The organism is Paenibacillus violae, assembly GCF_032461945.1.
GTDB classification, from domain to species: Bacteria; Bacillota; Bacilli; order Paenibacillales; family NBRC-103111; genus Paenibacillus_E; species Paenibacillus_E violae.
Genome location: NZ_JAWCUD010000003.1, coordinates 575,334 through 601,127, shown reverse-complemented (window position 1 = coordinate 601,127; position 25,794 = coordinate 575,334). Strand labels below are relative to the sequence as shown.

13 protein-coding genes are annotated in these 25,794 nt (G+C 43.9%); 11 read left to right on the top strand and 2 right to left on the bottom strand.

Going from position 1 to position 25,794, the window contains the following annotated elements:
* The first annotated feature begins 68 nt into the window (after positions 1 to 68).
* On the top strand, positions 69 to 2,216 hold the full coding sequence (locus RQP52_RS13810; protein WP_315952199.1) for an alpha-galactosidase: 2,148 nt from the start codon (positions 69 to 71) through the stop codon (positions 2,214 to 2,216).
* An 80-nt stretch (positions 2,217 to 2,296) separates the two neighbouring features.
* On the opposite strand, the gene RQP52_RS13805 is transcribed toward RQP52_RS13810, so the two are convergent.
* Positions 2,297 to 3,916: a response regulator transcription factor gene (locus RQP52_RS13805; RefSeq protein ID WP_315952197.1), complete on the bottom strand. Its 1,620-nt coding sequence runs from the start codon at positions 3,914 to 3,916 to the stop codon at positions 2,297 to 2,299.
* A gap of 12 nt (positions 3,917 to 3,928) precedes the next feature.
* The gene (locus tag RQP52_RS13800) at positions 3,929 to 5,791 is read right to left on the bottom strand and encodes a cache domain-containing sensor histidine kinase (protein WP_315952195.1); all 1,863 of its coding nucleotides are present in this window, start codon (positions 5,789 to 5,791) and stop codon (positions 3,929 to 3,931) included.
* A 62-nt stretch (positions 5,792 to 5,853) separates the two neighbouring features.
* Here RQP52_RS13800 and RQP52_RS13795 point away from each other — a divergent pair, with 62 nt between their 5' ends.
* From RQP52_RS13795 to RQP52_RS13750, 10 genes are all read left to right on the top strand, one after another.
* On the top strand, positions 5,854 to 7,290 hold the full coding sequence (locus RQP52_RS13795) for an ABC transporter substrate-binding protein (RefSeq protein WP_315952193.1): 1,437 nt from the start codon (positions 5,854 to 5,856) through the stop codon (positions 7,288 to 7,290).
* Positions 7,291 to 7,459: 169 nt separating this feature from the next.
* Positions 7,460 to 8,362, top strand: a complete 903-nt coding sequence (locus RQP52_RS13790) for an ABC transporter permease (RefSeq protein WP_315952192.1) — start codon at positions 7,460 to 7,462, stop codon at positions 8,360 to 8,362.
* 11 nt (positions 8,363 to 8,373) lie between these two features.
* Positions 8,374 to 9,315, top strand: a complete 942-nt coding sequence (locus RQP52_RS13785) for a carbohydrate ABC transporter permease (protein ID WP_315952190.1) — start codon at positions 8,374 to 8,376, stop codon at positions 9,313 to 9,315.
* Positions 9,316 to 9,384: 69 nt separating this feature from the next.
* Entirely contained in the window at positions 9,385 to 10,926 is a 1,542-nt protein-coding gene (locus RQP52_RS13780) for an ABC transporter substrate-binding protein (RefSeq protein ID WP_315952189.1), read from the top strand.
* Between the two features lie 95 nt (positions 10,927 to 11,021).
* Complete coding sequence (locus RQP52_RS13775; protein ID WP_315952188.1) at positions 11,022 to 13,322, top strand: glycosyl hydrolase family 95 catalytic domain-containing protein; 2,301 nt, start codon at positions 11,022 to 11,024, stop codon at positions 13,320 to 13,322.
* Positions 13,323 to 13,329: 7 nt separating this feature from the next.
* A complete protein-coding gene (locus RQP52_RS13770) occupies positions 13,330 to 15,189 on the top strand; it encodes a heparinase II/III domain-containing protein (RefSeq protein WP_315952186.1) in 1,860 nt (619 codons plus the stop codon).
* 298 nt (positions 15,190 to 15,487) lie between these two features.
* The gene (locus RQP52_RS13765) at positions 15,488 to 20,374 is read left to right on the top strand and encodes a sugar-binding protein (RefSeq protein ID WP_315952184.1); all 4,887 of its coding nucleotides are present in this window, start codon (positions 15,488 to 15,490) and stop codon (positions 20,372 to 20,374) included.
* A 63-nt stretch (positions 20,375 to 20,437) separates the two neighbouring features.
* A complete protein-coding gene (locus RQP52_RS13760; RefSeq protein WP_315952182.1) occupies positions 20,438 to 22,219 on the top strand; it encodes an S-layer homology domain-containing protein in 1,782 nt (593 codons plus the stop codon).
* A gap of 301 nt (positions 22,220 to 22,520) precedes the next feature.
* Positions 22,521 to 23,834 (top strand): right-handed parallel beta-helix repeat-containing protein, encoded by a 1,314-nt coding sequence (locus tag RQP52_RS13755; RefSeq protein WP_379173870.1) that lies wholly within the window; start codon positions 22,521 to 22,523, stop codon positions 23,832 to 23,834.
* Positions 23,835 to 23,924: 90 nt separating this feature from the next.
* Entirely contained in the window at positions 23,925 to 25,784 is a 1,860-nt protein-coding gene (locus tag RQP52_RS13750) for a glycoside hydrolase (RefSeq protein WP_315952178.1), read from the top strand.
* Positions 25,785 to 25,794: the final 10 nt, after the last annotated feature.

Sequence of the window (25,794 nt, the reverse complement as noted above, 5' to 3'; positions counted from 1 at the left end):
CATTCATTTTAAAGGAGATATACTCATTTTGTTGGATAATATATTACCACATTGGAGTGTGTTTCTCTATGTTGAAATCGAAGTGGATACAGGATTGCTACATCCAGATTGAGGGTTCAAAATTAAAAGTTGGTAACGCTGCGATTGAACGCAGTTGGGCTTTCGAAGAAAGAGGGCCGATCAGCAAGTCGATCTATGATAAAAAGAATCAAGTGGAATGGTTGTCCCAGACGAACGAAACTACGATGTTTCAGTTTCCTTGGCTGTCACCATCGGCAAAGCTGACAAACGCTTCTGTTACCGCTTGCGTTGAGGATGACTACGGCATTTCCAAGCCGTACTTAAGGACGGATGTGGACTTGGCCTATGACCACATTGGCGAGCGTTTAAGTGTCCGTTTAACGCTTAAAGTGTATCCGGGATCCTCTTTTATTCGTCATGAGTATTCGGTCTTGGCAGGAAATGCGGAATCTGCGACCGAAATTGAAGCTAGTACGTCCTTTGTAGCTTGGATTCAACCAGACCGCCAGGGACTCTCTAGTAAAGAAGACGAGCTGCAATTGGATGACAATAATAAGGAACGCGGGAGAGTAGGAGGAGACTACTGTGACTTGCTCCCAATCCAGCATTTACATTGCCGATGGGCGTGTGTCGGCTTTCGTGATCAGACAGATACACATAATAATCTGATAAGCAAAGAAAGTGGCTTATTGTACGTCAATGAGCAGTTGAGTTTGCGCGGCAACTTGCTTACACTCCAATCGACGCTTGGCGCCGGCGGGCTTATGATTGTGAAGGAGGGGCCGACACCGCTTGGGGATTTACAGCCGGGGTGTACCGACTTTTATTTTCATGGGAAACGCCTTTCCGTTCAAGGTTCAGGCATCAAGCAAGCGGATCTCACTACAGGGGAGACCGTAACCTCATATGGAACAATGGTTGGCGTTTTTGATGGAGATACCTTTAGTGAGCATCGGCTGATGCATGACTACCATAGAAATCTTCGCTATTATAAACCTGAAAGAGATAGCTTTCTGATGAGTAATACATGGGGGGACCGTTCCAAAGATGGTGCTTTGCATGAAGGCTTCTTGCTGGTTGAACTGCAAGCAGCTTCCAACTTAGGTCTGACGCTGCTGCAAATTGATGATGGCTGGCAAAAAGGAGTTACCTGCAATTCCGTCAATGCCTCGCCCGGAGGCGGACTTTGGAGCCATTATTACAGTGGGGACGGACAGTTCTGGCATGTTCATCCGGAACGGTTTCCTAATGGCTTGTCTCCTATTGTGGAGGCAGCGGCCGCAAAGCGCATCCAGCTTGGCCTATGGTTTTCGCCGGATTCCTCTGATGATTATGTGAATTGGGAAAAGGATGTTAACACGTTGCTCGAACTGCATAAGGAGCATCACATCGTGGCCTTTAAACTTGACGGTATAGACATTCACTCCAAGCTTGGAGAAACGAGACTTCTCATGATGATGCGTCAAGTGGTCAAAGCTACGGGAGGTCAAGTGGTCTTCAATATCGATGCGACGGCTCAGACACGGTTAGGGTATATGGGACAGACACAATATGGGATTATTTTTCTGGAAAATCGCTATACGGATTGGGGTAATTATTATCCCCATTGGACACTGCGGAACTTGTGGACGTTGCTTCCGTATCTCCCCGCTGACAGATTGCAAATGGAGTTTTTAAATGTAGAGCGGAATCAAGACAAATATACAGATGATCCTTTGGCGCCATTTCATAGTGGACAGGTATACGCCTTAATGGTGGTCGCTTTTACAAATTCATTGGCCTGGATGGAGACAACGGGGTTAACCGCATCGCAATCGGATGTGTTAAGCAGAGCGATTGAAGCGGTTAAACCGCATCATCCTGCCATACTTGGGGGACATGTTTTACCGCTTGGCGAAGAGCCGTCGGGGGCTTCCTGGACGGGGCTGCAAAGTATAATGGATGTGCAAAACGGGTATCTGTTGATTATTCGGGAAAAGCATAAACAATCAGATTATGCCATGCAGCTTTGGGGTGTTGAACCCTCTTCAACGCTTTGCCTAACGGAGATTATTCGAATGGAAGAGAAGGATGTCGTGATTTCGAACCAAGGACAGAAGCAGGTTCAGTTGAAGCCAGATGCCCGCGGTCATTATCCTTTCATGCTTTCTGCACCTTTTTCATTTGTACTCTATCGGTATCAACAAGTAGAGTAAATTCCCATTCGCGTTAAGGACTTATAAGCCCGCTCTCAGCCGTTCTATTGAACAGAGCCTGGAGGCGGGCTATTTCTTGCTCAAAGGCTTTCTCGATATTTGCCGGGAAGCACACCTGTAATCTTTTTGAAAACCGTCGTAAAGTAAGTGGCATTTTCAAAACCAACCATTTCGGCAATGACGAAAATCTTTAAATCGGGCGATTTAAGAAGTTCTTTGGCTTTTTCAATACGAACCTTTGTTAAGAACTCAATAATTGTTTCGCCTGTTTCTTGCTTAAAAATTTGACACATATACGTGGGGCTCAAGAAGGCTTCCTCCGCCAACAATTGAATGGTGACATTGTTCATATAATGCTTGTCGATATACTGTTTGATACGTACTATGACGCGTTGACTTTTGCTATTATGTTTATTTTGCATATATAGCGCGATGTCTTCGATAATGTTGGTCATTAAGCCCCGCAGGCTGCCAATGTCTTTCGTATTCTGAATCATTTGAACGAGCTCAATGGTAGATTTACCCAAAATAGCTTCGTAGGATTCATCGGCTTCATGCAGGGGACGCGCCAGTTGAAAAATGAGTTCAGCTCCGCGGTAATACACTTGTTCAACCTGTGCGCTGTTCGGGAGGATAATGTCATCAAATAGCTTGTTCAGCAATCTTGCGACACCATCTGCATCGCCTAGTTTTACCTGTTGAATGAGCTGCTTTTCCAGCTCGTACAAGTGCATATGACGCTCGGTCTCCACTTTATTGTGTGCAATATCATGAATCGTTACGACCGATTCTTTCCCTGTAAAAAACGTGTGCTGAAGAGCTTCCTTGGCTTCTTGATAGGAATAGCTGAGCTGCAAGACGGAACTGACGGACGAACCGATGCCAATGGAAGCGGATACTTTAACGTATTGACGGATACACCGAATGATCTCTTCAGCAAGGTCCATATACTTTTGATCTGACAGTGATTTTTCGTTAAAAATGACGATAAGTTCATTATCCATTGTATTTGTAAAAGCAAATCCGGAGCGGGTGTTCGTTAGGATCTCCTCTACGACATTATGAATGGCAAAAAACAATAGCTGCTTATTTTCTTCGCTATAGTGCTGAATGGCATGCTCGAAATCATCGATTTTAAGCAGCCCGATGGCGGAGAACTCGCCTTGTTGGAGTGGGATTTGGTAGTAAGCGATCTTGTCATGGATATCATTCTCATTCGTGTAGTAGCGGGAAAGCAGTTGAATCAATAACTTCTCGCGCAGAGCGGGAATGCTGTCCTGCAGCTGCTTATGCACTTTCGTGTTCATGGCTTCACTGTCGCGTTCTCTGTTAATTTTACTAGCCACTTGCCCAAAGACCTCAGTGAGTTCATGAAGCTTAACAGGTTTTAGGACGTAAGCTTCCGCATGCATGCTAAGTGCTGTTTTGGCGTAATGAAAGTCCTGAATACCGCTGATAATGACAATTTTCGCTGTACTTCCAGCATCGCGCAGCTTTTGGGAAAGCTCAAGCCCATCCATGATCGGCATTCGAATGTCCGTACAGACGATATCCGGCTTCAGCCTCATGCAAAGTTCATAGGCTTCGCGCCCTTCTTCTGCAAGACCTACGACTTCAATACCAAATTCAGACCAGTCTATAATTGAGTTTAGACCATCCCGTATCAGTTCTTCATCATCCGCAATCACCATCGTGATCATACGTATTCCTCCTTAGGATAAATGATCTCGTTGATCCAGCAAAAGATCGTTCGACAATCCATCCGCTGTTTTTCTGGCAGGCATTCGAATAATTGCCGTTAATCCCTGCTCTTCGTTAGCTTCATACTGTAAGCCATATGGTTGGCCAAACCATTGTTGAATGCGGGTATTCACATTTCGTATCCCGAATGACGGGGTTTCGTCGCCTGAAGACGTGAGCAAATCTTGAATTTTATTGACGTCCGCATGATTGCCACTGCCGTTATCGGAAACGCGCAATGTCAAGATATCCGCCTCTAAGGCTGCGCGAATAATTAAATGCCCACGCCCCTTACTGGCATCGAAGCCATGAATGATGGCATTCTCAATTAGTGGTTGAAGAATCAATTTTACCGTAATCAATTGCAGGAGATGCGAGGGGGCGTCAATCTCAAAGGTTAATTTGTTACTCAGTCGAATTTGTTGAATGGTAAGGTAAGCTTGAACCTGGTTCACCTCGTCCTGAAGTTGAATCATGGATCGACCCTTATTAAGAGACAAACGGAAAAAATCCGATAACGACGTGACCATTAAACTAATTTCAGGCATCTTCTTCTTGAGTGCCATCCAGTTAATCGAATCTAATGTATTGTATAAAAAATGAGGATTAATTTGAGCCTGCAGCGCTTCTAGCTCCGCTTTTTTCTTTTTAACCTCGGTCACATAGAGCTGATCGACCAGCTCTTTCATTTGCCGGATCATTTTGTTAAAACGTTGGAATAAAAACAAAAACTCATCATTTCGCTTATAATCAATGGAGACATTGAACAATTCCGAATCCGTCGTATTAATTGCTCGAATAAATTTTCGAATCGGATTCGTAATATTGTTAGATAGGAACAGGGCAAGAATGAATGCCATAACCATGCTAAAAAGAATGACAACAATCATCACGTTTCTAAATGTGAGTAGTTTCCCATTTAAATCACGAAGTGGTGAAACGGTTACAAGTTTCCAGTCTAGTTGTGAAATTATCTTGCTCGCGACAAGTGTTTGTTCACCTTGCATGGAGGTAATTTGTGATTGGAATTCAGGCTCCAGTAAAGACTTGCTAGGTGAGAATAGTTCCGGGATAGAAAATGGCTGATTGACTTCATCCATGCGAGGACCAATCATGACCTCGCCAGCAGCATTCAGGATGTAAACTTCACTATGCTCGGAAGGCTTCAAGCTATCCAACATCTTTCCAAAATCGGCAATATTGACATCCGCTGTTATAAGCCCTGCATAAGGAACCGCGAAATTATCTAATTCATAAAGCTGCTTGGCGGTACGAATGGAGTACTGGGGAGGATTGCCCGCCTCATTAGTCCCTTGATACAGACCAAGCACTTTAAATCTGCTCTTGTACGACATCGCTTGGTACCATCCCAGATTTTGAACGGACTCGACACTGTATACATGGGGAATGGATGGAAAAAGATTGTAAATCGGACGATTCATAAGGAATAGATTTAAAGTGAATTTTGTTCGGCCTTGATTTGAGAAGCTATAGCTGTCGAGAAGTGTACTCAGTTGCGTCATCTCGTTGACAATGCCAATTTCGTCGCTGGAAGGATCACTGGACAGAATGCCTTGTAAAGTGTCGCTAGTGTAAATTTTTGTCGTGATATCATCAATTTGTTCCAAGGTTTCCTGGACATTCAGTTCCATCATCTGCATGCTCCGGTTAATTGAATCGGTCATATTTTGAGAAATGGTAGAGCTAGATTGATGATACAGAGAAATGGCAATAATGGACGACGGAATGAGTACGAGTGACAAAAAATAGATGAGCAGTCTGCTTTTAATACTGATATGATGAGAGAAAAGTTGCTTAAGAGAGCGTATCCACATCACGCAGTCACCTGTCTTCCTAGCGTTAGATTTATCCCCATTGTAAGGGAAGGAGTTTAGAAATGAAACAAAAAAAATGGCTTCTAGCTGGTGGTCTTCTTCTTGTAATGTGCTTGATTGCAGCTGGCACCCAGCAGATATGGAGCATGAAAATGCCTAAGAAGCAAGCCGTACAGCCTCTAAAAGAACCATCCAAAAAGCAGCTTACCTTTGCTTTTAACTCGTATGGTTCGGATACGGAAATGCGAAAAGTCATCGATGCGTATAACCATTCAAATTCGGACGATGCTTTAATTCAAATGCTGACCATTCCTCGTGAAAACTACACGAGAACCTTGAATATGCTCATGGCTTCAGGGGAAGGACCGGATGTCTTTGCTGTCCAGTCGGACTGGATCACTACGTACATGTATAAGAATTGGTTCAAAGATTTGTCGAGTGATATTCCCGAATCCATGAAGAAAAATTATTCCAAATGGGCACTCACATATGGCAGTTTCAATGGCAAACAATACGCTATTCCTTATGGACTCAGTACGGTTCGGCTTGCCTATAATAAAGAGCTGTTTCGCCTTGCAGGGCTGGATGAGAACCGACCGCCAAAGACGCTTAACGAGCTGAAAGAGACAGCTGCTCGGATTAGTCAGAAGCAACTTGGCAATCAGAAATACGGATTTGTATGGCCGCTTGGAGAAGACTGGTACGGGTTTATGCAGAGTATGGAAATCCCTATGACCTATAGCGGTGTTACCTTATTTGATTTCCGGACTGGCAAATTTGACACAACGGGGTATGTGCCATGGATGGAAACCATGCTGACCATGAAGATGAATGGCAGTCTGTTTCCCGGAGACCTCTCGATGAAGTACGATACAGCTTTAACCCAATTTGCCAAAGGTAATGTGGGCATGATGCTTGTTTCAAGCAGCGATGTCTATCGGCTTGAAAATGAACTCAAGCTCTCTGTGGATTGGGGCGTCGCTACGCCTCCGGCTTTAGATGAAGAGAAAGCAGGCGCAGGAGCGTTAATGTTAGTTCCGGAGCCTGTCATTGGGATTAACAGCGCAACCCCGCATAGCGAAGCAGCCCTTCACTTCTGGCAGTATATCCATTCGGATCGTGTCATTGGTGAACTCTATCAAAAGGACGTCGTCATTCCCGTCTCTTCGCGTATCCAACAAGACTATCCGAATACGAGGACATCTTCGAAGTTCACCAACTTCCTGCCTACAGATGTGGAATCATTCTATCCTTTACAGCCCATCCTCTTGGACAGTACGATAACCTCCAGCGTGGTGAATCAGGACCATTTTGGCTGGAATAATCGGCTTAAGGCATATCGGGACGTGGCTTCAGGAACATCCTCAGTCAATGACATGCTGCAAGCTGAAACACAGCGATTAAATACAATGCTTCAAAGCGCTGTTCAGATGGGCTCCGTATCCATGCAAAATTATATGGATAGCTCTTTTGACAAGCGTCACCCAATCGGCAAATAAAAGAACGAAGAGTGTCATAACGACATTCTTCGTTTTTTTGTGATTGACCTGAATATTTTAACATAAATCCTAAGATGCTTTATTTCCAAAACGGTGTAAAAAGGTAAAATAAACCTATACAGACAAGAGAATGGAGTGAAGGGTGAACATGCTTAAGCTTTCTGAACACATGAGAAATATCGTACGCTTCCGGGTTTTATTTTTGATGATGCTTCCTGCACTTGCCATCGTAATTTTCAATAATTATATTCCGATGTTCGGTGTGATTCTTGCATTCAAAAATTATAATTTCTCAGATGGCATTTGGCACAGCCCTTGGGTAGGCTGGGAAAACTTTAAATACCTCATACAAACCGATGTGGCATGGACAGCAACACGCAATACGATTGGTTTTAATGCCGTGTTTATCGTTTTAAACACGATTGGTGCTGTTGCAGTATCCATTGGCTTAAATGAAATTCGTGGTATGAAGTTAAAGAGGACATTTCAAAGCACAATCCTTTTTCCGTATTTTATATCGTATGTCGCCGTAAGCTACATCCTATATGCCATTCTTGGTCAATCTGGATTTTTGAATGCAACGGTCTTAAAATTTTTCGGAATGGAAGCCCTCTCATGGTATTCGGATGCGCATAAATGGTTCTTTATTCTCCCTATCGTTAACACGTGGAAGCACGTCGGTTACTTTGCGGTTGTTTACTTGGCAGCTATCGTATCTATTGATACCGAATATTATGAGGCGGCCTTAATTGATGGTGCCAGCAAGTTCAGACAAATGCTACATATTACGCTGCCTATGCTCGCTCCCGTTGTAATTGTTATGGTGCTACTGCAAATAAGCCGTATCTTTAATGCTGATTTCGGACTATTCTACCAGGCTCCATTGAATTCAGGTTCTCTGCTGCCTGCTACGGAAGTTATCGATACTTTCGTATATCGGAATTTTCTGTTGAACGGTAATGTGGGCATGTCAGCTGCGGCCGGTTTCTATCAAGCATCAGTGGGCTTTGTTCTAGTGTTGTTGACGAATCTCGTTGTCAGACGGGTCAGCAAAGAAAATGCGTTATTCTAGGGGGATTCAAGATGGAAGAAATTATTAAATCAAGTGCAGTCATAAAAAGAAGAACCAAAAGTTATCACGCCAACGCAATGTCAACGGTTAGTTATTCTATCCTATTGACTGTCCTTGGACTTGCGAGTTTACTATGTGTGCTGCCTTTGATTCTGGTCATATCGGTATCGTTTTCTGACGAGTCCCATATTTTAAGAGATGGGTATCAATTCATTCCTGAGGTTTTCTCCGTGGACGCTTACAGATTCCTCGTTGATGATCTGGATAAAATAACAACGGGCTATGGCATCTCGATTCTAGTGACCGTGGTCGGCACGTTCTTGAGCTTATTAGTCACGTCGTTATTTGCTTACCCAGTGTCACGCCCTGATTTTCCTTACAGAAATCAGTTATCATTTATTGTCTTTTTTACGATGCTCTTCGGTGGCGGACTCGTCCCTTGGTATTTGCTCTATACACAAGCTGGACTGAAAAATACGCTATTTGCGCTCATCATTCCTCATCTCGTTGTTCCATTTAATGTCATTATTATGCGTATTTTTTTCACCAATACCATTCCTCATGCGCTCATTGAATCAGCCAAGATCGATGGTGCAGGCGAACTGAGAATCTATGGCAAAATTATTTTGCCATTATCCTTACCAGTGCTTGCTACAGTCGGATTGTTTCAAATGTTATCGTATTGGAACGACTGGTATACGTCATTAATTTTTATAAACAACCCCCAATTGGTGAGTTTACAATATTTGTTGTATAAGGTCATTAGCGATCTTAACTATATCAACTCCGGTGCTGCCAGTATTCAGGCTGTTAATGCAATTCAAAAAACGCTTCCTTCTGAAACGGCAAAAATGGCGATGGCGGTCATTGGTATTGGTCCTATCATTCTGGTGTATCCTTTCTTGCAGAAGTATTTGGTTAAGGGACTTACTGTCGGTTCCGTTAAAGGGTAATGATAAATTGGCTATATCCAGACCATCTGGTTAAGCATATACTTGTAGATAATTTAGGAGGGTTTGCACATGATTAACATGAAAAAGCTGAATACGATTGCCCTAGCTGTTACGATACCGGCACTGCTTTTATCAGCTTGTTCAAAATCGGGAGCACCAGCAGTTTCACCAGGCTCTTCGTCATCAGTAGCTTCAGCAGCTGCTACCAAAAAATTGAATCCGCGTGAGATTTCGATTTATTTCGCAGGACCTACTGCGCAAAAAGATGTGGCGTTAGTTGAAGAAGAAATCAACAAGATTACGAGAGAAAAAATTAATGCGACAGTTAAGATCAATCACTTGGGCTGGGGAGACTATGCACAAAAGACGAATTTGATGATCGCTTCCGGTGAGCCGTTTGACCTCATGTTCACTTCCGGTAACGATCTTAGCATCAACGTGGCTAAAGGCGCTTACGTCGCTCTGAACGATCCAGCAAACAATTTATTGGAAAAGTACGGACAAGATATTCTGAAGTCGATGAATCCGAAGTTCTTAACGGGAACAACGATTAAAGGATTGAACTATGCACTCCCTACGGAAAAAGAAATGGCTTCCCAGCAAGGTTTGTTTTTGCGCAAAGACCTGGTAGAAAAGTATAAACTGGACCTGAAAACGATTAAAAGGCTGGAAGATCTTGAACCATTCCTGCAACAAGTCAAAGCAGGCGAGTCGGCGGATGTGATCCCGATCGTAGCTACATCTAACTTCTTAAACTTACTGCCTTATGAGTTTATTGGCGGATTCCAAAGCCCTGGTGTTATTTCCAAAACAGGTACGACACCAAAAGTTGTCAATATTTTTGAAACACCTGAAGCCAAGGACTTGTTCAAACTGATGTATAACTGGAACCAAAAAGGTTATTTCCAAAAGGATCCAGGCACGAACACAAATTTGAAAGCACAGAACGATGAAGGGCTCGTCGCAGCAAGATGGTCGCAGCTTAAACCGGGCGGAGACTTAGAAGCGAGCAATTTAAGTAAAAAGCCATTAATACAAGTTGAATTTACACAACCTTATGTGGCATCTGCTGATCTCAACAACTCGATGCTTGCTGTTTCGAGAACTTCCAAAGACCCTGAGAGAGCGGTTATGTTCCTTAATCTTCTGCACAGTGATCCGCGTATCGTCAATCTAATGGACTTTGGGATTGAAGGCAAGCACTACGTGAAGGTTGCTGGTAAAGATAATGTAATTAAGGTCCCAGATGGCTTTGCTGCCTCAAAAGACACAGGCTATTTCCCAGGGAACACTTGGCAAGTTGGTAACCAATTCTTGACTTACTTGTTCCAAAACGAAGATCCACAGAAATGGGAGAAGTTCAAAACGTTCAATGCAGCAGGCGTACCATCCCCAATTCTTGGCTTTACTTATAACAGCGAGAGCACAAAAAATGAAGAAGCTGCTCTTGCCAGCGTTGTCAAATCTTATATTGACGGCCTTAGCGGTGGTGTGGTTGATCCGGAGAAGTACTTGCCAGAGTTTAATGACAAGTTGAAAAAAGCCGGCATGGACAAAGTTATTGCAGAGAAGCAAAAACAAATTGATGAGTTTATAAAAAATAAAAAGTAAGGAATAGGCAGCGTCATTAGATTATTGAGAATAACCTTCATGGGCATACTCAATCATCCGGTGACGCTGTATAGACTTCAGAAGGTGGAATTTTGATGAGCCAAAAATTGTGGTATAAACAGCCAGCAAGTGATTGGAATGAGGCATTGCCTATAGGTAATGGACGGTTGGGAGGTATGGTGTTTGGCCAAATTCGAAATGAAAGAATTCAGCTGAATGAAGACTCGATTTGGTATGGGGGACCTCGTGACAGGAATAACCGAGATGCTTTGCCGCAGCTTGGGGAGATAAGAAGACTGATCAAAGAAGGAAGAGCTGGTGGAGCTCATCGACTAGCGGAGTTAGCTTTCTCCGGTACTCCTAACAGCCAGCGCCACTATGTGCCAGCTGGAGATTTGCTGTTATTTATAGATGAAGAGGAGAGCCGTGTTTCCAATTATCGAAGAGAGCTTGACCTTGAACGCTCGGTTGCAACCACAACATACGAACGGGATGGATATGCGTATCGCCGTGAAACTTTTGTGAGCTTTCCTGACAGTGTAATGGTTATACGACTTGAGACATCTTGTCCAGCGGGTATTTCTTTCCATGCCAGATTGGATAGAAAAGCAGGCAAATATGCAAATGTGGCAGGGATAATTGGCCATGATACAATTGTTATGCGTAATCAGTGCTACGGTTTGTCGGACACGGATTACGTCCTTATGCTAAGGGCAGTCGCAGATGGCGGTATCGTTCAGACAATTGGTGAGCATATTACTGTCCAAGGTGCTCGTAAGGTTACGCTTTTGTTGTCGGCAGCTACCACATTTAGATATGCGGATCCTGAGGATGCTTGTACAAATCTGATTAAGCAAGCAGCTATAAAGCCATACGACATGTTATTGGCAGATCACATAGCTGATTATAGAACTTTGTATAATCGTATGTCTTTGCAGATTGAAGGGATAGAGCCGGATGTCCGGGAGACGCTGTCCACACCAGAACGACTTAATCTGATTAAGCAGGGTCAGGTGGATCTAGGGTTAATTTCGCTATATGTTCAATTCGGTCGTTATCTGCTCATTGCCTCAAGTCGTCCCGGCTCATTGCCTGCAAACCTGCAAGGGATATGGAATGATGATATGCTGCCACCATGGGATAGTAAATATACAATTAATATTAATACGCAAATGAATTACTGGTTGGCAGAAACGTGCAACTTGTCGGAATGCCATGAGCCATTATTTGATTTAATTGAACGAATGAAGGAGCCTGGAAGACAAACAGCTGCTATTATGTATGGATGCCGTGGGTTTGTGGCTCATCACAATACCGATATATGGGCGGATACAGCGCCGCAGGACATGCATCTTCCCGCAACCTATTGGCCGTTTGGTGCAGCTTGGCTAAGTTTGCATTTCTGGGAGCATTACCAATTTACGCAAGATGAGAAATTTCTGAAGAGAGCTTATGACACAATGAAAGAAGCTGCGCTATTTTTCCTTGATTTTTTAATCCAAGATGAAAATGGCTGGCTGATCAGTTCACCATCTGTATCCCCAGAGAATAAGTATGTATTGCCAAATGGGGAAACAGGTATTCTATGTGCCTCACCAGCCATGGATAATCAAATCTTGACCGAGCTATTCACCGCTTGCATGGCCGCCACCGAACGATTGGAGATAGATGAGGAGTTTCGGGCTCAATTGGCGAATGCCCGAAGTAAGCTTCCACCAACACGAATTGGAAAATATGGACAGATACAAGAGTGGTCCGAGGATTATGAGGAAGTTCATCCAGGTCATCGGCATATTTCGCAATTGTTTGCGCTTCATCCTGGAACCGGAATAAGTGATAACCGTACACCAGAGTTGGCGCAAGGGGCAAGAATAACATTAGAGAGAAGATTGGCTCATGGCGGAGGTCATACGGGATGGAGTCGAGCGTGGATTATAAACTTTTACGCCCGGTTAAAGGATGGAAATCTGGCTGCTTTTCATATGCAAGAGCTTTTGACGCATTCGACCTTGCCGAATTTGTTGGACAATCACCCGCCCTTTCAAATTGATGGCAATTTTGGAGGCGCAGCGGGCATTGTGGAACTACTGCTGCAAAGCCATCATGGCATTATTGAGCTGTTGCCGGCTCTACCGTCCAGCTGGATGAAGGGCTCCGTTACGGGATTAAAAGCGCGAGGCGGTTATGAAATTGATATAAAATGGGAGCATGGGCAATTGCAAACAGCTGCGATTCGTGCAAGTCAAGGCGGTAGCTGCCGAATTCAAGCTCATTTGCCTATCTGCGCAAAGGATGAACAAAATCAGACAGTAGTGAGTATTGTTGAGCGAGATCAACGGACGATTCAACTCAATATGAAGCCGGGACAGGTAATTTGGCTTGCAGCAGAGGAGTAGATGTAGTGTGATTAGGGAAAAATTCCGTCATGTGTTGCAGGAGCAGCACATGATCAAACAGGAGCAGTTCCATCTTTTTCCGGTGGCAGCCGACAGGGGCTACTGGGATGATGTACCTGTGGAAGTGAGGCAGTCTCTGATTAGACAAGCAGAGAAATACATCAATTACGAGTGGCCTATCGTATCGGCATCCATGATTATGGCATTTACTCGTACGGGGTCTTTAGATCTCTGTGATGAAACGTACTTGAAGCGCAGAACGGCGCTTGGAACGTTGGCCGTTGCCGAATGCTTGGAAGGAGCGGGCAGATTCCTTGATGATATTATTAATGGGATTTGGGCCATCTGTGAGGAGACAAGTTGGATCGGCGTGATGCATAGTGAGGAGGCTTTACTGCCTCTGGGAAAGGGGCATTCTTTGGATCTGCGAGCAGCAGAGACAGGTTCATTGCTAGCATGGGTTTCCTATCTGCTTGGAAATGAGTTGAACAAGGTTACCCCTCATATCGTTCAACGCATCCAGGAGGAAGTGAAGAGGCGCATACTGGATGCGTATATGGGACGCGATGATTACTTTTGGATGGGCTTTGAGAAACGGCCTGTAAACAATTGGAATCCTTGGATTAACTCCTGTTTTTTGACGGCTTTACTTCTTGTGGAGGAAGATGCCAAATGCAGATGGGAAGGACTCACTAAATGTATTACGAGTCTAGACGCGTTCCTGGAAAGCTATCATTCCGATGGTGGCTGCGATGAAGGGACAACGTATTGGGACCGGGCAGGCGGGGCTCTGCTCGATTGTCTTGAATTGCTTAAGCACGCTACAGGCGGATTGGTCGATCTGTTTCAAGAACCGCTGGTTCAGAATATTGGCCGTTATATTTATCGAGCGCATATTCACGAGACCTATTTTATTAATTTTGCTGACGGTTCGGCCAAAATCACTAACTTTCAAGCGGTTCAAGCATTTAAGTACGGTCAGTTAATCCACGATCCGATGTTATGCGATCAAGCGGTTAATCAGTACCGCATAAGCTCGGTTAAATTCGTTCAGCATCCCTGGTATCCGATGCTCCGCAGTCTCTCGGAAATTAAATATTATCCCGCTTTGACTCAAGAGAAGGGCTCTCCACCTTACCTGAGGGATGTGTGGCTAGACGGCATTCAAGTTATGGCAGCGAGAGAACAAAGTAATTCTCCATCGGGCTTGTATCTTGCTGCCAAAGGCGGACACAATGCGGAAAGCCACAATCATAATGATATTGGGCAGTTTATTTTGTATGCCGATGGATATCCCGTTATCATAGATGCAGGAGTTAATTCGTATAATAAGCAAACCTTTAGCGATCAACGCTATGAAATATGGACAATGCGTTCGACTTATCATAATGTTCCGACGGTGAATGGGTACGAGCAGTTGCCTGGCAGAGATTATCAAGCAGGATGGGTAGATTATCAAGCAGATGACAACTATGCTCGGTTTAAGCTTGATCTGGCACTTGCGTATCCGTCAGAAGCGGGAATAAGGGAGTGGATTCGAGAGATCACGCTGAGTCGTTCTTCGTCTGCCTATGTCAAGCTGCAGGATACGTATGATTTGACTTCAAGCAGGAGCGCGTTGCAATGGCAATTCATGACGTGCTGTGAAGTGCAGGAGCCGCAGCCACGGGAACTTTTTTTCCAATCCAATGAAGGTCCTTCTGTTCGCTTGATCTATCCGGAGCATCTAACAATGACCAAAGAGCGGATTGAGATGAATGATAAGTGGATGTCGAAAGTCTGGGGCGAGAGGATTTACCGAATAACCTTCAGCTGTCAAGCAATGGCATACCAGGGTTCCATTAACTTTGTTTTTGAACAGATGTGAGGGTGTAGAATAGTGTGTTTAACCGACCGGATGGGAGGGTTACCTCGATCCGGTCGATTTTTTTATGACCATCTTAATATAGTGATAGGAATCTAAATATCCTTCATTTCCAAAAAAACACAATCAGGTAGAATATGAATGAAAGAATAACTAAATTTGGATTTGTGAATTCCAAGCGGTTTGCTCAATTCAATGGAGGTGCATCATGTAAAAATATTTATTGCATGCATCAGGTTTGCCGAGATTTTGTTGGTTAAAATGATAACGGTTTCAATAGTTTACGAGGAGGAAGTAAAGAATGAAGAAAATGAAAAAAATTGCTTCATGCATCACTGCACTCACACTTCTATTTTCAATCGCAAGTGTAAGTTTTCCGCAATTTGGCGGTAGGGCTGATGCGGCTGAAACAGTTAAAATGAATCATACCTTTGAAACCACGGATCCTAACTTTGGTGCGTTTGCCGTCGGTGCAGATATTGCGCCTGTTCCTAGCATGTTTGCTGTAGAAACTGCTTTTACAAAAAAAATTGTAAGTGAGTCAGATGGTAATAGGGCTCTGGAAGTAACCGTGCCGGCGGATGCACAGGGTAAAACGCGGTTTTACTATGCAGCAAACGCAAGCGGACAAGCAACTGGAAACCGTTTTAGCTTTGAAGGTTCTTTAACATTCAGCAATCAAGCCAAAGAATTTGATCTGAAGGTTATACCTGGGGACTGGGGGCAAAATCTTCCCATTGCTAAGTTTCTGCCTAGTGGAGATGTACAAGTAAAGTCAGGTACTGTCGCTCAAGGTACTTACGTCAAGCGAGGCACTTGGGAAGCGAATAAAACCTATGTCATTAAGTTGGATCTCTACAACGATATTAATAAATACGATCTGTTTATCACAGATAAAACGACTAACGTAACAACGATGCTTGCCAGTGGTGAGCCTTTAATGGCCTATAGTGGACATGACTTTTTAACAACTGGCGTCGTTTATTATAATATCGAGGCTGTTGGTACAACTGCTGCAACGAGCACAAGCGTCCGATACGATAATATTAAACTCTCATACTCTAATGATGTTCGAGATGCCTATGTTCCTGCAGCAGGAACTACACTATTAAGAACAACGACCTTCGAAACAAACGACACAGATACTTCAATAGCAGGTACGGCTACCGGATCTGTCATTCTAACCAATATTCTGGATGCCAAATCACCATCTGTCATGAAAATTGTAGAGGAGAGCGGCAGCAGGTGGGTGGATGTGACAACGACGCAGGATGAACCGGGAGATATCGGTTTTCCGATCTTTCAATCCTGGGCAGCAGATTCAATTTACAAAAGCTATACGCTGGAAGCCGATTTTATGCTTAAGGATACAAATGCCGATTATTACCTAAGGTTGATTGATGGGTCATGGGGGGTAAAGAGCAACACCTTGCTTTTCTCGAAAAATGGCAATATTTATGCACGCTCATCAGGGACGGGAAATGGCGCATTTGCCGCCAGAACGACATGGGAAGTCAATAAAGCATTCTCCCTCAAGTTGGTCGTACATGCAGATACATTAAGCTATGATCTTTACCATGTAAAGGATGGCAAAACAACACGTCTAGTTAATAATGAGCCGATTCAAAACTCCAATTTGTTTAAAACAAATGGCTTGGCTGCTATGATGCTTAATGTCGACGCAGGCACGCATAGCAAAGCAACAATTTTAGTCGATAATATTAAGGTATCAGCATCTAACGTTGCTGGTGCAAATCCAATCATACATGCAGCGCCGGGAACTTTGCTTGATGCGGCACCTGTAATCGGAACGCCAATCAACTATTATGTGAGTCCGTCAGGAAGCGATTCCAATGATGGAAAGTCTGCGAGTACCCCATTCCAGACCATTCAAAAGGCGGCTAATCTTACCGCACCTGGCGATACGGTGAATATCATGGATGGTCTGTATGTGTATAGCGGTGGTAACCGAATGGTGACCATTACGAAATCAGGAGCATTCAACACAGCAACAAATCAGCCTGCGTATATTACATACAAAGCAGCGCCTGGCGCTCATCCTGTTTTATACTCCGATAATGCTTGGGATGTCATCCTCATTCAGGCCAGCTATATCATCATTGACGGAATTGAGGTGAAAGGGAACAACCAGAATCTTACGCTTGCAGACGGTGAGGCTGCATACAATTATTGGTATGAGCAAACACAAGCTGGTCTGCCAGTTAACTATGGAGACCCTAGATTTACGAAAGCCAACACAAACGGGATTAATATTAACAGCGGAACTAACTTAGCCAATGGCTTGCCGGCGTTTCATCATATTACCGTGAGAAATAGCATTATCCACGATTTACCTGCCGGGGGAATAGGCTCAGCCAATGTGGATTATATCACAATTGAGGATAATTTAGTCTACAACAATGCTTGGTATACGATGTATGCTTGCAGCGGGATTAGTGTCCTAGGCGGCGTGGATGTCGATACAGAGACAGGTTATAAGAGTATTATTCGCAATAATATCGTTCATCATAACCAAACGAATGTCAAATGGAATCAAACCAAAGGGTATTCGGATGGAAACGGCATTATTATTGATTACAATAAAAACACTGGAAAAACGTTCCCTGCTTATAAAGGAAAAACGTTGGTGCAAAATAATATCTCCTACAGCAACGGGGGCTCGGGTATTCATTCCTTTAACTCCGCTAACGTAGATATTATGAACAATACGCTGTACAACAATAACCAAAATCCGTACTTAACGTATGCCCAATTGTTCGCTAGTACCTCTGACAAAGTAAATATTTTTAATAATATCGTATATTCAAGAGATCTACGCCAAGGTGAAATCAATTACGCAATCAATAATGCGAATGGCAGTGAATTGGTCATCTATGCAAACAACATTTATTATGGCGGAGGTACGCCCAAAGAAATGGGTACCAACGATGTTGTAGCTGACCCTAAATTTGTATCCCTTGATCCAACAAATGTGAACTTCCTTCGTCTTAAGTCTGATTCACCGGCGATTGATCGTGGAACCAAGACGCTTGCGCCTTCCATTGATATTGTGCATGCGGCTCGTCCGCAGGGAGCGAAGTACGACATTGGCGCTTACGAAACCAGTTATACAAGTGCTAATCCGATTGTAAATGATGTAATTGATATCGATGCAATTAGACAAACCATGGTGTTCATGCCCGAGAACGGTGTAGCACGTTACGGTACGCCTACGATTGACGGTTCCATGGACCCAATATGGAATACTGCTCCGGTTCTTAATGTTAACAAATATATCGATAACGCAACGGCTCCAGTGACTTCAGGTGCCACGGGCAAAGTTCGAGTACTATGGGATACAGATAATTTGTATGTCTTGTCAGATGTAACGGATCCCTTACTAAGCAAAAAGAATGCAAATGCATGGGAACAAGATTCTGTGGAAATATTCCTTGACGAGAATAACGCGAAAACAACCTCTCATCAGCCGGATGACAGACAGTACAGAATCAATTATGACAATGAAAAGACCGTGGGAAGCCAAGGGAACGGATCGGAATTTACCAGTGCAACTTCAAAAACAGCAAATGGATATATCGTCGAAGTGAAAATTCCGTTTAAGACCATTAAAGGTTCTGATGGGAAAGTTATCGGTTTGGACTCTCAGGTTAACGATGACAATGGTATAGGGGCTAGAACAAGTACAGCGATTTGGAGTGATATTAAGGGAAATGGTTATTCCAACACATCAAGATGGGGGAATGTAACACTGCTGGGTCAGGTGGCAGACACCACACCTCCAACGGTACCAGGAAATGTCCAGGTGACGGATAAAACGCACCAATCTGCTAATCTGAGCTGGACAGCTTCAACGGATGAAACTTCTTCTGTAACTTATGAAGTCTATAGCGGTACGAATAAAATAGCTTCTGGTTTGACAGGTACTACGTATGTTGCTAGCAATTTGCAACCAAGTACCGCTTACAGCTTTACCATTCGCGCACGAGATGCTGCGGGCAATCTCTCGGGAGCTAGTGCTTCAGCTGCCGTTACGACGAATGCAGCGCCGGTTTTTGTTCAATCCATCTCGGTCTATGGAAACGATATTAGCACCAACGGTGGAACATCACAATTCCAGGCCGTTATTGTTCCTTCTGCGGCTACACAGGCTACGGTACGTTGGAGTGTGTATGAGCCTGATGGTGTGACGCTAACCAACAAAGCAACAATAAATACCACTGGCTTGTTAAAGGCGGTGAAGAACGGTAGTGTTCGTGTTATTGCTACTTCGACAGATGGTACACAAATATCAGGCAGTACGTTGGTAGCAATTAATGGTCAAACTCTGGGTAATCTACAAGGTTTATCCATAACCATGTCAGGTGTTGGTTCTGTTTATCGAGGAGCGTCTTTCTCTACGAATGTCGGATTGACTTCCCCGACAAATACGATTTCCACCGCTGTTTATGGTGTGGATGTAACAGTCAGTTATGATTCAGCCCATATTGAATTTGTCGATACTACGTCATTGAAGAGTGGATTTTCTTTTTTTCATGCAGACATCACTGTTCCTGGGATAGTTCGAATCTATGGCGTGGCTACGCAACCAAGCGGTGCAATTACAGTACCTGGTGATCTGTTTAAGTTAAACTGGAAGGCTAAAGCTCCTGTACAGAGCCAAGCTACGGTGATTGCTGTGACAGCAGCAAAGACCTCAAACGCGCAAAGTGAACTTAGCCAACTTGCTCAAGATCAGTTATCCTCGCAAAATGTTATTATTTTCGTGGCTAACACAAGTACGCTTCAACAGTTAATAACGCTTGCTCAGTCAACCTTGACGCAAGCCGTTGAGGGCACTCAATCTGGTCAATATCCAATGGGCTCCAAAGCGCAGTTGCAAGATCAGATTATGACTGCTACTGCGGTGCTGAACACTCTCGCAGCTACGCAAGAATTAGTTGATCAAGCAGCTAATCAACTGAATTTAGCAATTAATCAGTTTAAAGATGGGCGAATCACGACTTCCGTTTATGACTTAGGTTACTTGGTTCAAATGGCTCAACAATATGGTAAAGCTAAATCCCAATTATCTCTCAGTGATTGGAATCTCGTAATTAAATATGATGTAAATAATGATAATGTCATTGACATTTTCGATCTAATCGTTACAGCTAACCTAATTCAATAATGGCACGTATAGGGGGAAGGGGAAACCTTCCTCCTAATCACGATCACAAGGTGGATAATGACGATGAAAAACTATGTTAAGCTGGCTGCCTATCTGATGCTCATGGTTTCCCTCACGATGAGCTTGCTGTCAACTAAAAGCTATGCAGCAACAGCCCAACCTTCGTTTACGGTCTCATTTTCAAGCGAGCGGGTAGAGGAAGGGCAAACGGTTACCATGACAATAAGAGGAGCGCAGGTTACTAACCTTTACGGCATGGAAATTGTGTTTACGTACGATGCACGGCGATTACAATTTGTTGAGAAATCAGGCACACAAGGTGTACCTGATATTATTCCGAATCGTGAACTTTTCCCAGCCGGTGCAAATTTAGAGGTTGCACCACAGGTGCAAGGAGATAGGATTCTCTATGCCATTACTAAAACAGGACAATTGCCGCCTAGTCAGGGTGATGTGAATCTCCTTTCCTTAAATTTTACAGCACTTGCGCCTGGGAACGCAGACGTCACGCTTGTTTCCGTTAAATTAGGGGCTTCCGGGAGCACACCTTCTATTTGGACAGAGGGCGCAACTTCAACCCTCGGGATCTCAAGTAAGTCGGCAGGGGGAAGCCCAGGCCCAGGTGCAGGTCCAGTTTTACCCTCAAGTACTGGGACAGGTACTACCGATAATAATACGAACATCCTCCAACTGACACCAACTCTTAGCCAGGAGACAGCTAAAGCAACACTTACGGCTAAGCAGCTAAAAGGGCTTGAAAGCCTTACAGGATCTAATACCTCATTCCATAAGACAGTGAGCATCCATGCTGTTAATGGCGCAACAGGATATGCTTTGTCCATTCCTTCCGCATTCTTTCAGAATACTAGTGGAACAAAGCAGTTGGATATTCAAACTCCGCTTGGCACGTTAACGATAGTTAATGATATGCTGCAAAATAGCGATCTTGCAAAATCGAACAATGTTGTTCTATCCATTCGTCTTGCAGATACTTCAACTTTCAGCAGCGAACTAAAGAATAGCATTGGCAATCATCCTGTCATTGATTTAAATATTGAAGTTGATGATCAAAAGTTGGCTTGGCATAACGATAAGTCTCCGGTTACCGTAAGTGTGGCTTACCAGCCATCGGCAGAGGAATTGCTGCACCCGGAACATGTTAATGTCTGGTACATCGACGACAATGGCAACGTGCAAAGAGTGCCGTCTGGCAGATACGATGCCGCAACTGGGCGGGTAACTTTTCAGACGACTCATTTTAGCAAGTATGCGATCGTGTATGAGATTAAAAGCTTTGCTGATATTACGGACATCGCATGGGCGCGTAAAGCGATTGAAGTTCTAGCTTCCAAAGGTATTATTAATGGCGCTACGGATACAACGTTTGGGCCGAGTAACCATATTACACGCGCAGATTTTATTTCACTTCTGGTTCGAACCCTTGGCCTGAAGGCAGATTACGCAGATGGGGCATCCTTTGATGATGTTAAAACCAGTGATTATTTCTTCAACTCGGTAAGCATAGCCCGAAAACTAGGAATAACGAACGGGGTTGATGGCAATCAGTTTATGCCCAATGCTCCAATCTCCAGACAGGACTTAATGGTGATGACTGTTAGAACATTACAACTAAGCAATAAGCTCGTATTTACAAGTGAGGCATCGGGGCTTGGCGCATTTACAGATAATGCGAACGTTGCGAATTATGCGAAAGAAAGCGTAGCCGCATTGGTTAAGCAAGGAATTATATCCGGAGATGGAACGCGTCTTCGGCCGACTGACAGTATGACACGTGCAGAGGCTGCTAAACTGCTATATGAGTTGTACACTAAGTATATCAATTAATTATGTGGAAGCAGCGCTACCAGATGATGAGTATTGCCGTGAGAGGCATATTCAACATTTGGCGGCGCTTTTTTTGATTAATCTTAATATAGCAATAGGAATCCCAATATTCTTTATTTCCCAAAAAATGCAATCAGGTAGAATATAAATGTAAGCATATTATGGATTTAACAGAACGTACAACTCATTTCAAGGAGGGGATTTTGGATTGCACTGATAACGGTTTCATTGGAATACAAGGAGGATAATGGACCCAGTAATCGCTTGTCCTTATAAGTAATTGGAGGAGGATGTAATGGTGATGATGAGAAAGTATGACCTCGCTTTGTTCAAATGGCTTTTGATTGCAATCGGTGTGTGGGCTTTATGGATGTGTATCCCGACTGGCGCCCATGCGGCAACACCTGTGACTTATTATGTGAGTGTTAACGGCAATGATGGAAATACAGGACTTGGACCTGAACCTGCGAATGCGCTTCGGTACATTCAAACGGCTGCCAACAAGACGAATCCGGGAGACACGGTTTATGTCATGAATGGTACGTATTGGGATAACGGCAATCCGATCTTAACAATTACTCGTTCAGGGACAGCTAATGCTTATATCACTTATAAGGCTTACCCAGGCCATACCCCGATTTTGCGTGTTAGCCAAGGCGCATGGCACCATATTTTAGTTAAGGGGGCTTCGTACATTAACATTGAAGGCTTCGAGATTTACGGCTGGAGCCAAAATTTATCCAATACAGAAGCGCAGTCCTACGAAAATACCAATACGCTTGGCAACATCGGCAAATTCAATACGAATGGTATCAGCGTTGTCAAGAATACGGATGTAAGTCCTACTGTATATGCGACGCATATCAATGTTCGCAACAACAAAGTGCATGATACACCAGGGCAAGGTATCGGAGCCGAGGAAGCAGACTATATTAACTTCTCGAACAATACCGTTTATAACAATTGTTGGTTTACAGCATGGGCGCAGAGCGGTATTAACATCTTTCATTCGCGAAATACGGACAGTGGTACGGGGTACAAAAATTTTGTGTCCGGCAATTTGGTGTATGGCAATCAGACGAATTATAGATGGCAAGGTCATGGTGTGTATTCCGATGGAAATGGCATTATTATCGATGATAATAAAAACGATCAGATTGGCGGAACACCATATACGGGGAAGACGATTGTGGATAATAATATTTCCTATTCTAATGGGGGAGCAGGTATTAATATCTTCAGCTCGCAAAATGTGTATGTGAATAATAATACGACCTACGCCAATTCACAGAGCCCTAATCTGAATTATGGAGAGATCATTGGGAATTACTCCAACAATGTCTATGTCATCAACAATATCATGTACGCAGGTGGAGAGACGGTTAGTAAAGCGAACGATGCCAGCGGGGTTCCGATCCCATCGGTATATTTTAACAGTAATATTTTTTACAACGGGACGATTCTCAAAACAGGCACAGGAAATTTAACAACAGACCCGCTATTCAGCAACCTGTCACTTCGCGACTTTCATTTAAAAAGCACTTCGTCGGCTATTAACAGCGGTGATAATTCGTTTACAGCTACGCTGGATTTTGTGGTGTTAGTCGCCCTGTAGCAGGAACCGTAGACCGTGGTGCTTATGAATATCATTAAGAAGCGGAGTTGCCAATACATAGAATAATGGATAAGGAAGAGGGAGAAACACATGCTTAACACTTGGATACTGGAAGACCATCAGCTTGAATTAAAGTTGGATACGCTTGAGAAGCGAATAACAGTTACCGATAAACGTGTAAATAAAGGCTGGGAACAGCTGCCGTTTGAACGTGGCTGGCAGATTTATCAGGTGTCGCAGAGCGGTAATACGCTAAAAGTAGAGCTGCAAGGCGCGTTCGCCATGTCGGTGACCATTGCCCTAACAGAACAATCGGAAGTGACTTTCACACTATCGGCTGATCCGCATGCGCCCTTTGAGAAAATCAGCTTTCCGCCTGCTTTTGAGGCGCCGAATCCCGAACATTACGTACTCCAGACCGATAGTCAGGGCCTGCTGCTTCCCGTAACGGATACCGTTTATCCACTGGAGGAGCAGCCTATCTTTTTCTGCGGAGGGGGTGCGGCGATGGCATGGATTGGCGTTACGGATACGGCACTTGAAACTGGCTATATGGCCATTATTGAAACGCCATTTGACGCAGCCATTGACCTCAAGCGCGAGCGAGGTCTTATCACCTTTGCACCGACTTGGCTCAGCTCAATGGGAGCATTCGGTTATGAACGCAAAATCCGCTATATTTTCTTCCATCAAGGCGGTTATGTGGCCCAGTGTAAACGATATCGAGCTTATGCATGGCCGAAAAATAATGTGATTTCTTTAAAAGAAAATCAGGAACGTTTTCCTGCCATTGCAAAAATTCTTGGAGCTGTACATATTTATGCTTGGGATAAAGCACGTGAGGTCATCTTCGCTCAAAAATTAAAAGAAGCCGGAATTGATAAAGCGATGTTTCTGTGGGACGCCAATCACTTACCGTATCCGGAAGAGGATTACGACAGCCGTCTGAAAGAGCTGGGCTATGCGACAGGCGCTTATGAGCTCTTCACTGATATTCACCCAGAAGGTCATGCAGGTAATACGGAAATCGAGCGGATTCCTCTCAAAAGGAATGTATATCCAGGGTTATTTGAGCAGATCACATCCAGGAAACCAGATGGCTCTACGTATTCAAATCAATACGGCACATATGTGTGTCCTGTAGCTGTACGCCCGGAAATGGTGAAGCGGGTAGAGAAAGAGCTGCAAATCTACCCGCATGAGACGTATTTTGTGGACGTTTACCAAGCAAACGGACTTTATGAATGTCATCATGAGGATCATCCGTTAACCCGTCAGCAGTACGCGGAAGCCATTGTACAGAATTATGAGTATTTGGAAGATAACTACGGCACCTTTATTGGTGCAGAATTTGGGGCGGACTTCGCAGGTTCCCATAGCGTGTATGTGCATGGGATGATGACGCTGCAGCGTACATGGTTTAACTCCGATATTCATAAAAAGGGGTCCATTTATCACTATGGAGATTGGAAAAATAATGAAAGGCCTTCAGTGATGCTGGGTACTAGAACTGCAACGGATACTTATTTGGCTTACTCCATCAACGAGTACACAAGAGTCCCGCTGTATGAACTTGTCTATCACGATGCGATTGTGACTTCCTGGCGCTGGGAAGACGCTAATCATCATAGCCCTGAAATTTGGTGGAAAAAGGATTTATTCAACATTCTGTATGGCTCCGCACCGCTATGGTCGATCGATCAAGAGCGGTGGGATAGCTTTGAAGCTACCTTTGTGGAGAGTTATCAACGGATTTGTCCGTGGCTGCAGCAGATCTGTTATGACGAGTTAGTCTCTCATCGCTTTGTGAGCGAGGATCGGCACGTGCAGGAAACACTGTTCTCATCCGGGAAGCGGGCAATTGTCAATTTTGGTGATAAGCCGTATCTTTACGAAGAAGAATTGATTGATCCACGTGGATTTATTGTGAAAAATGCTTCTGACAATTAATTACTTATCA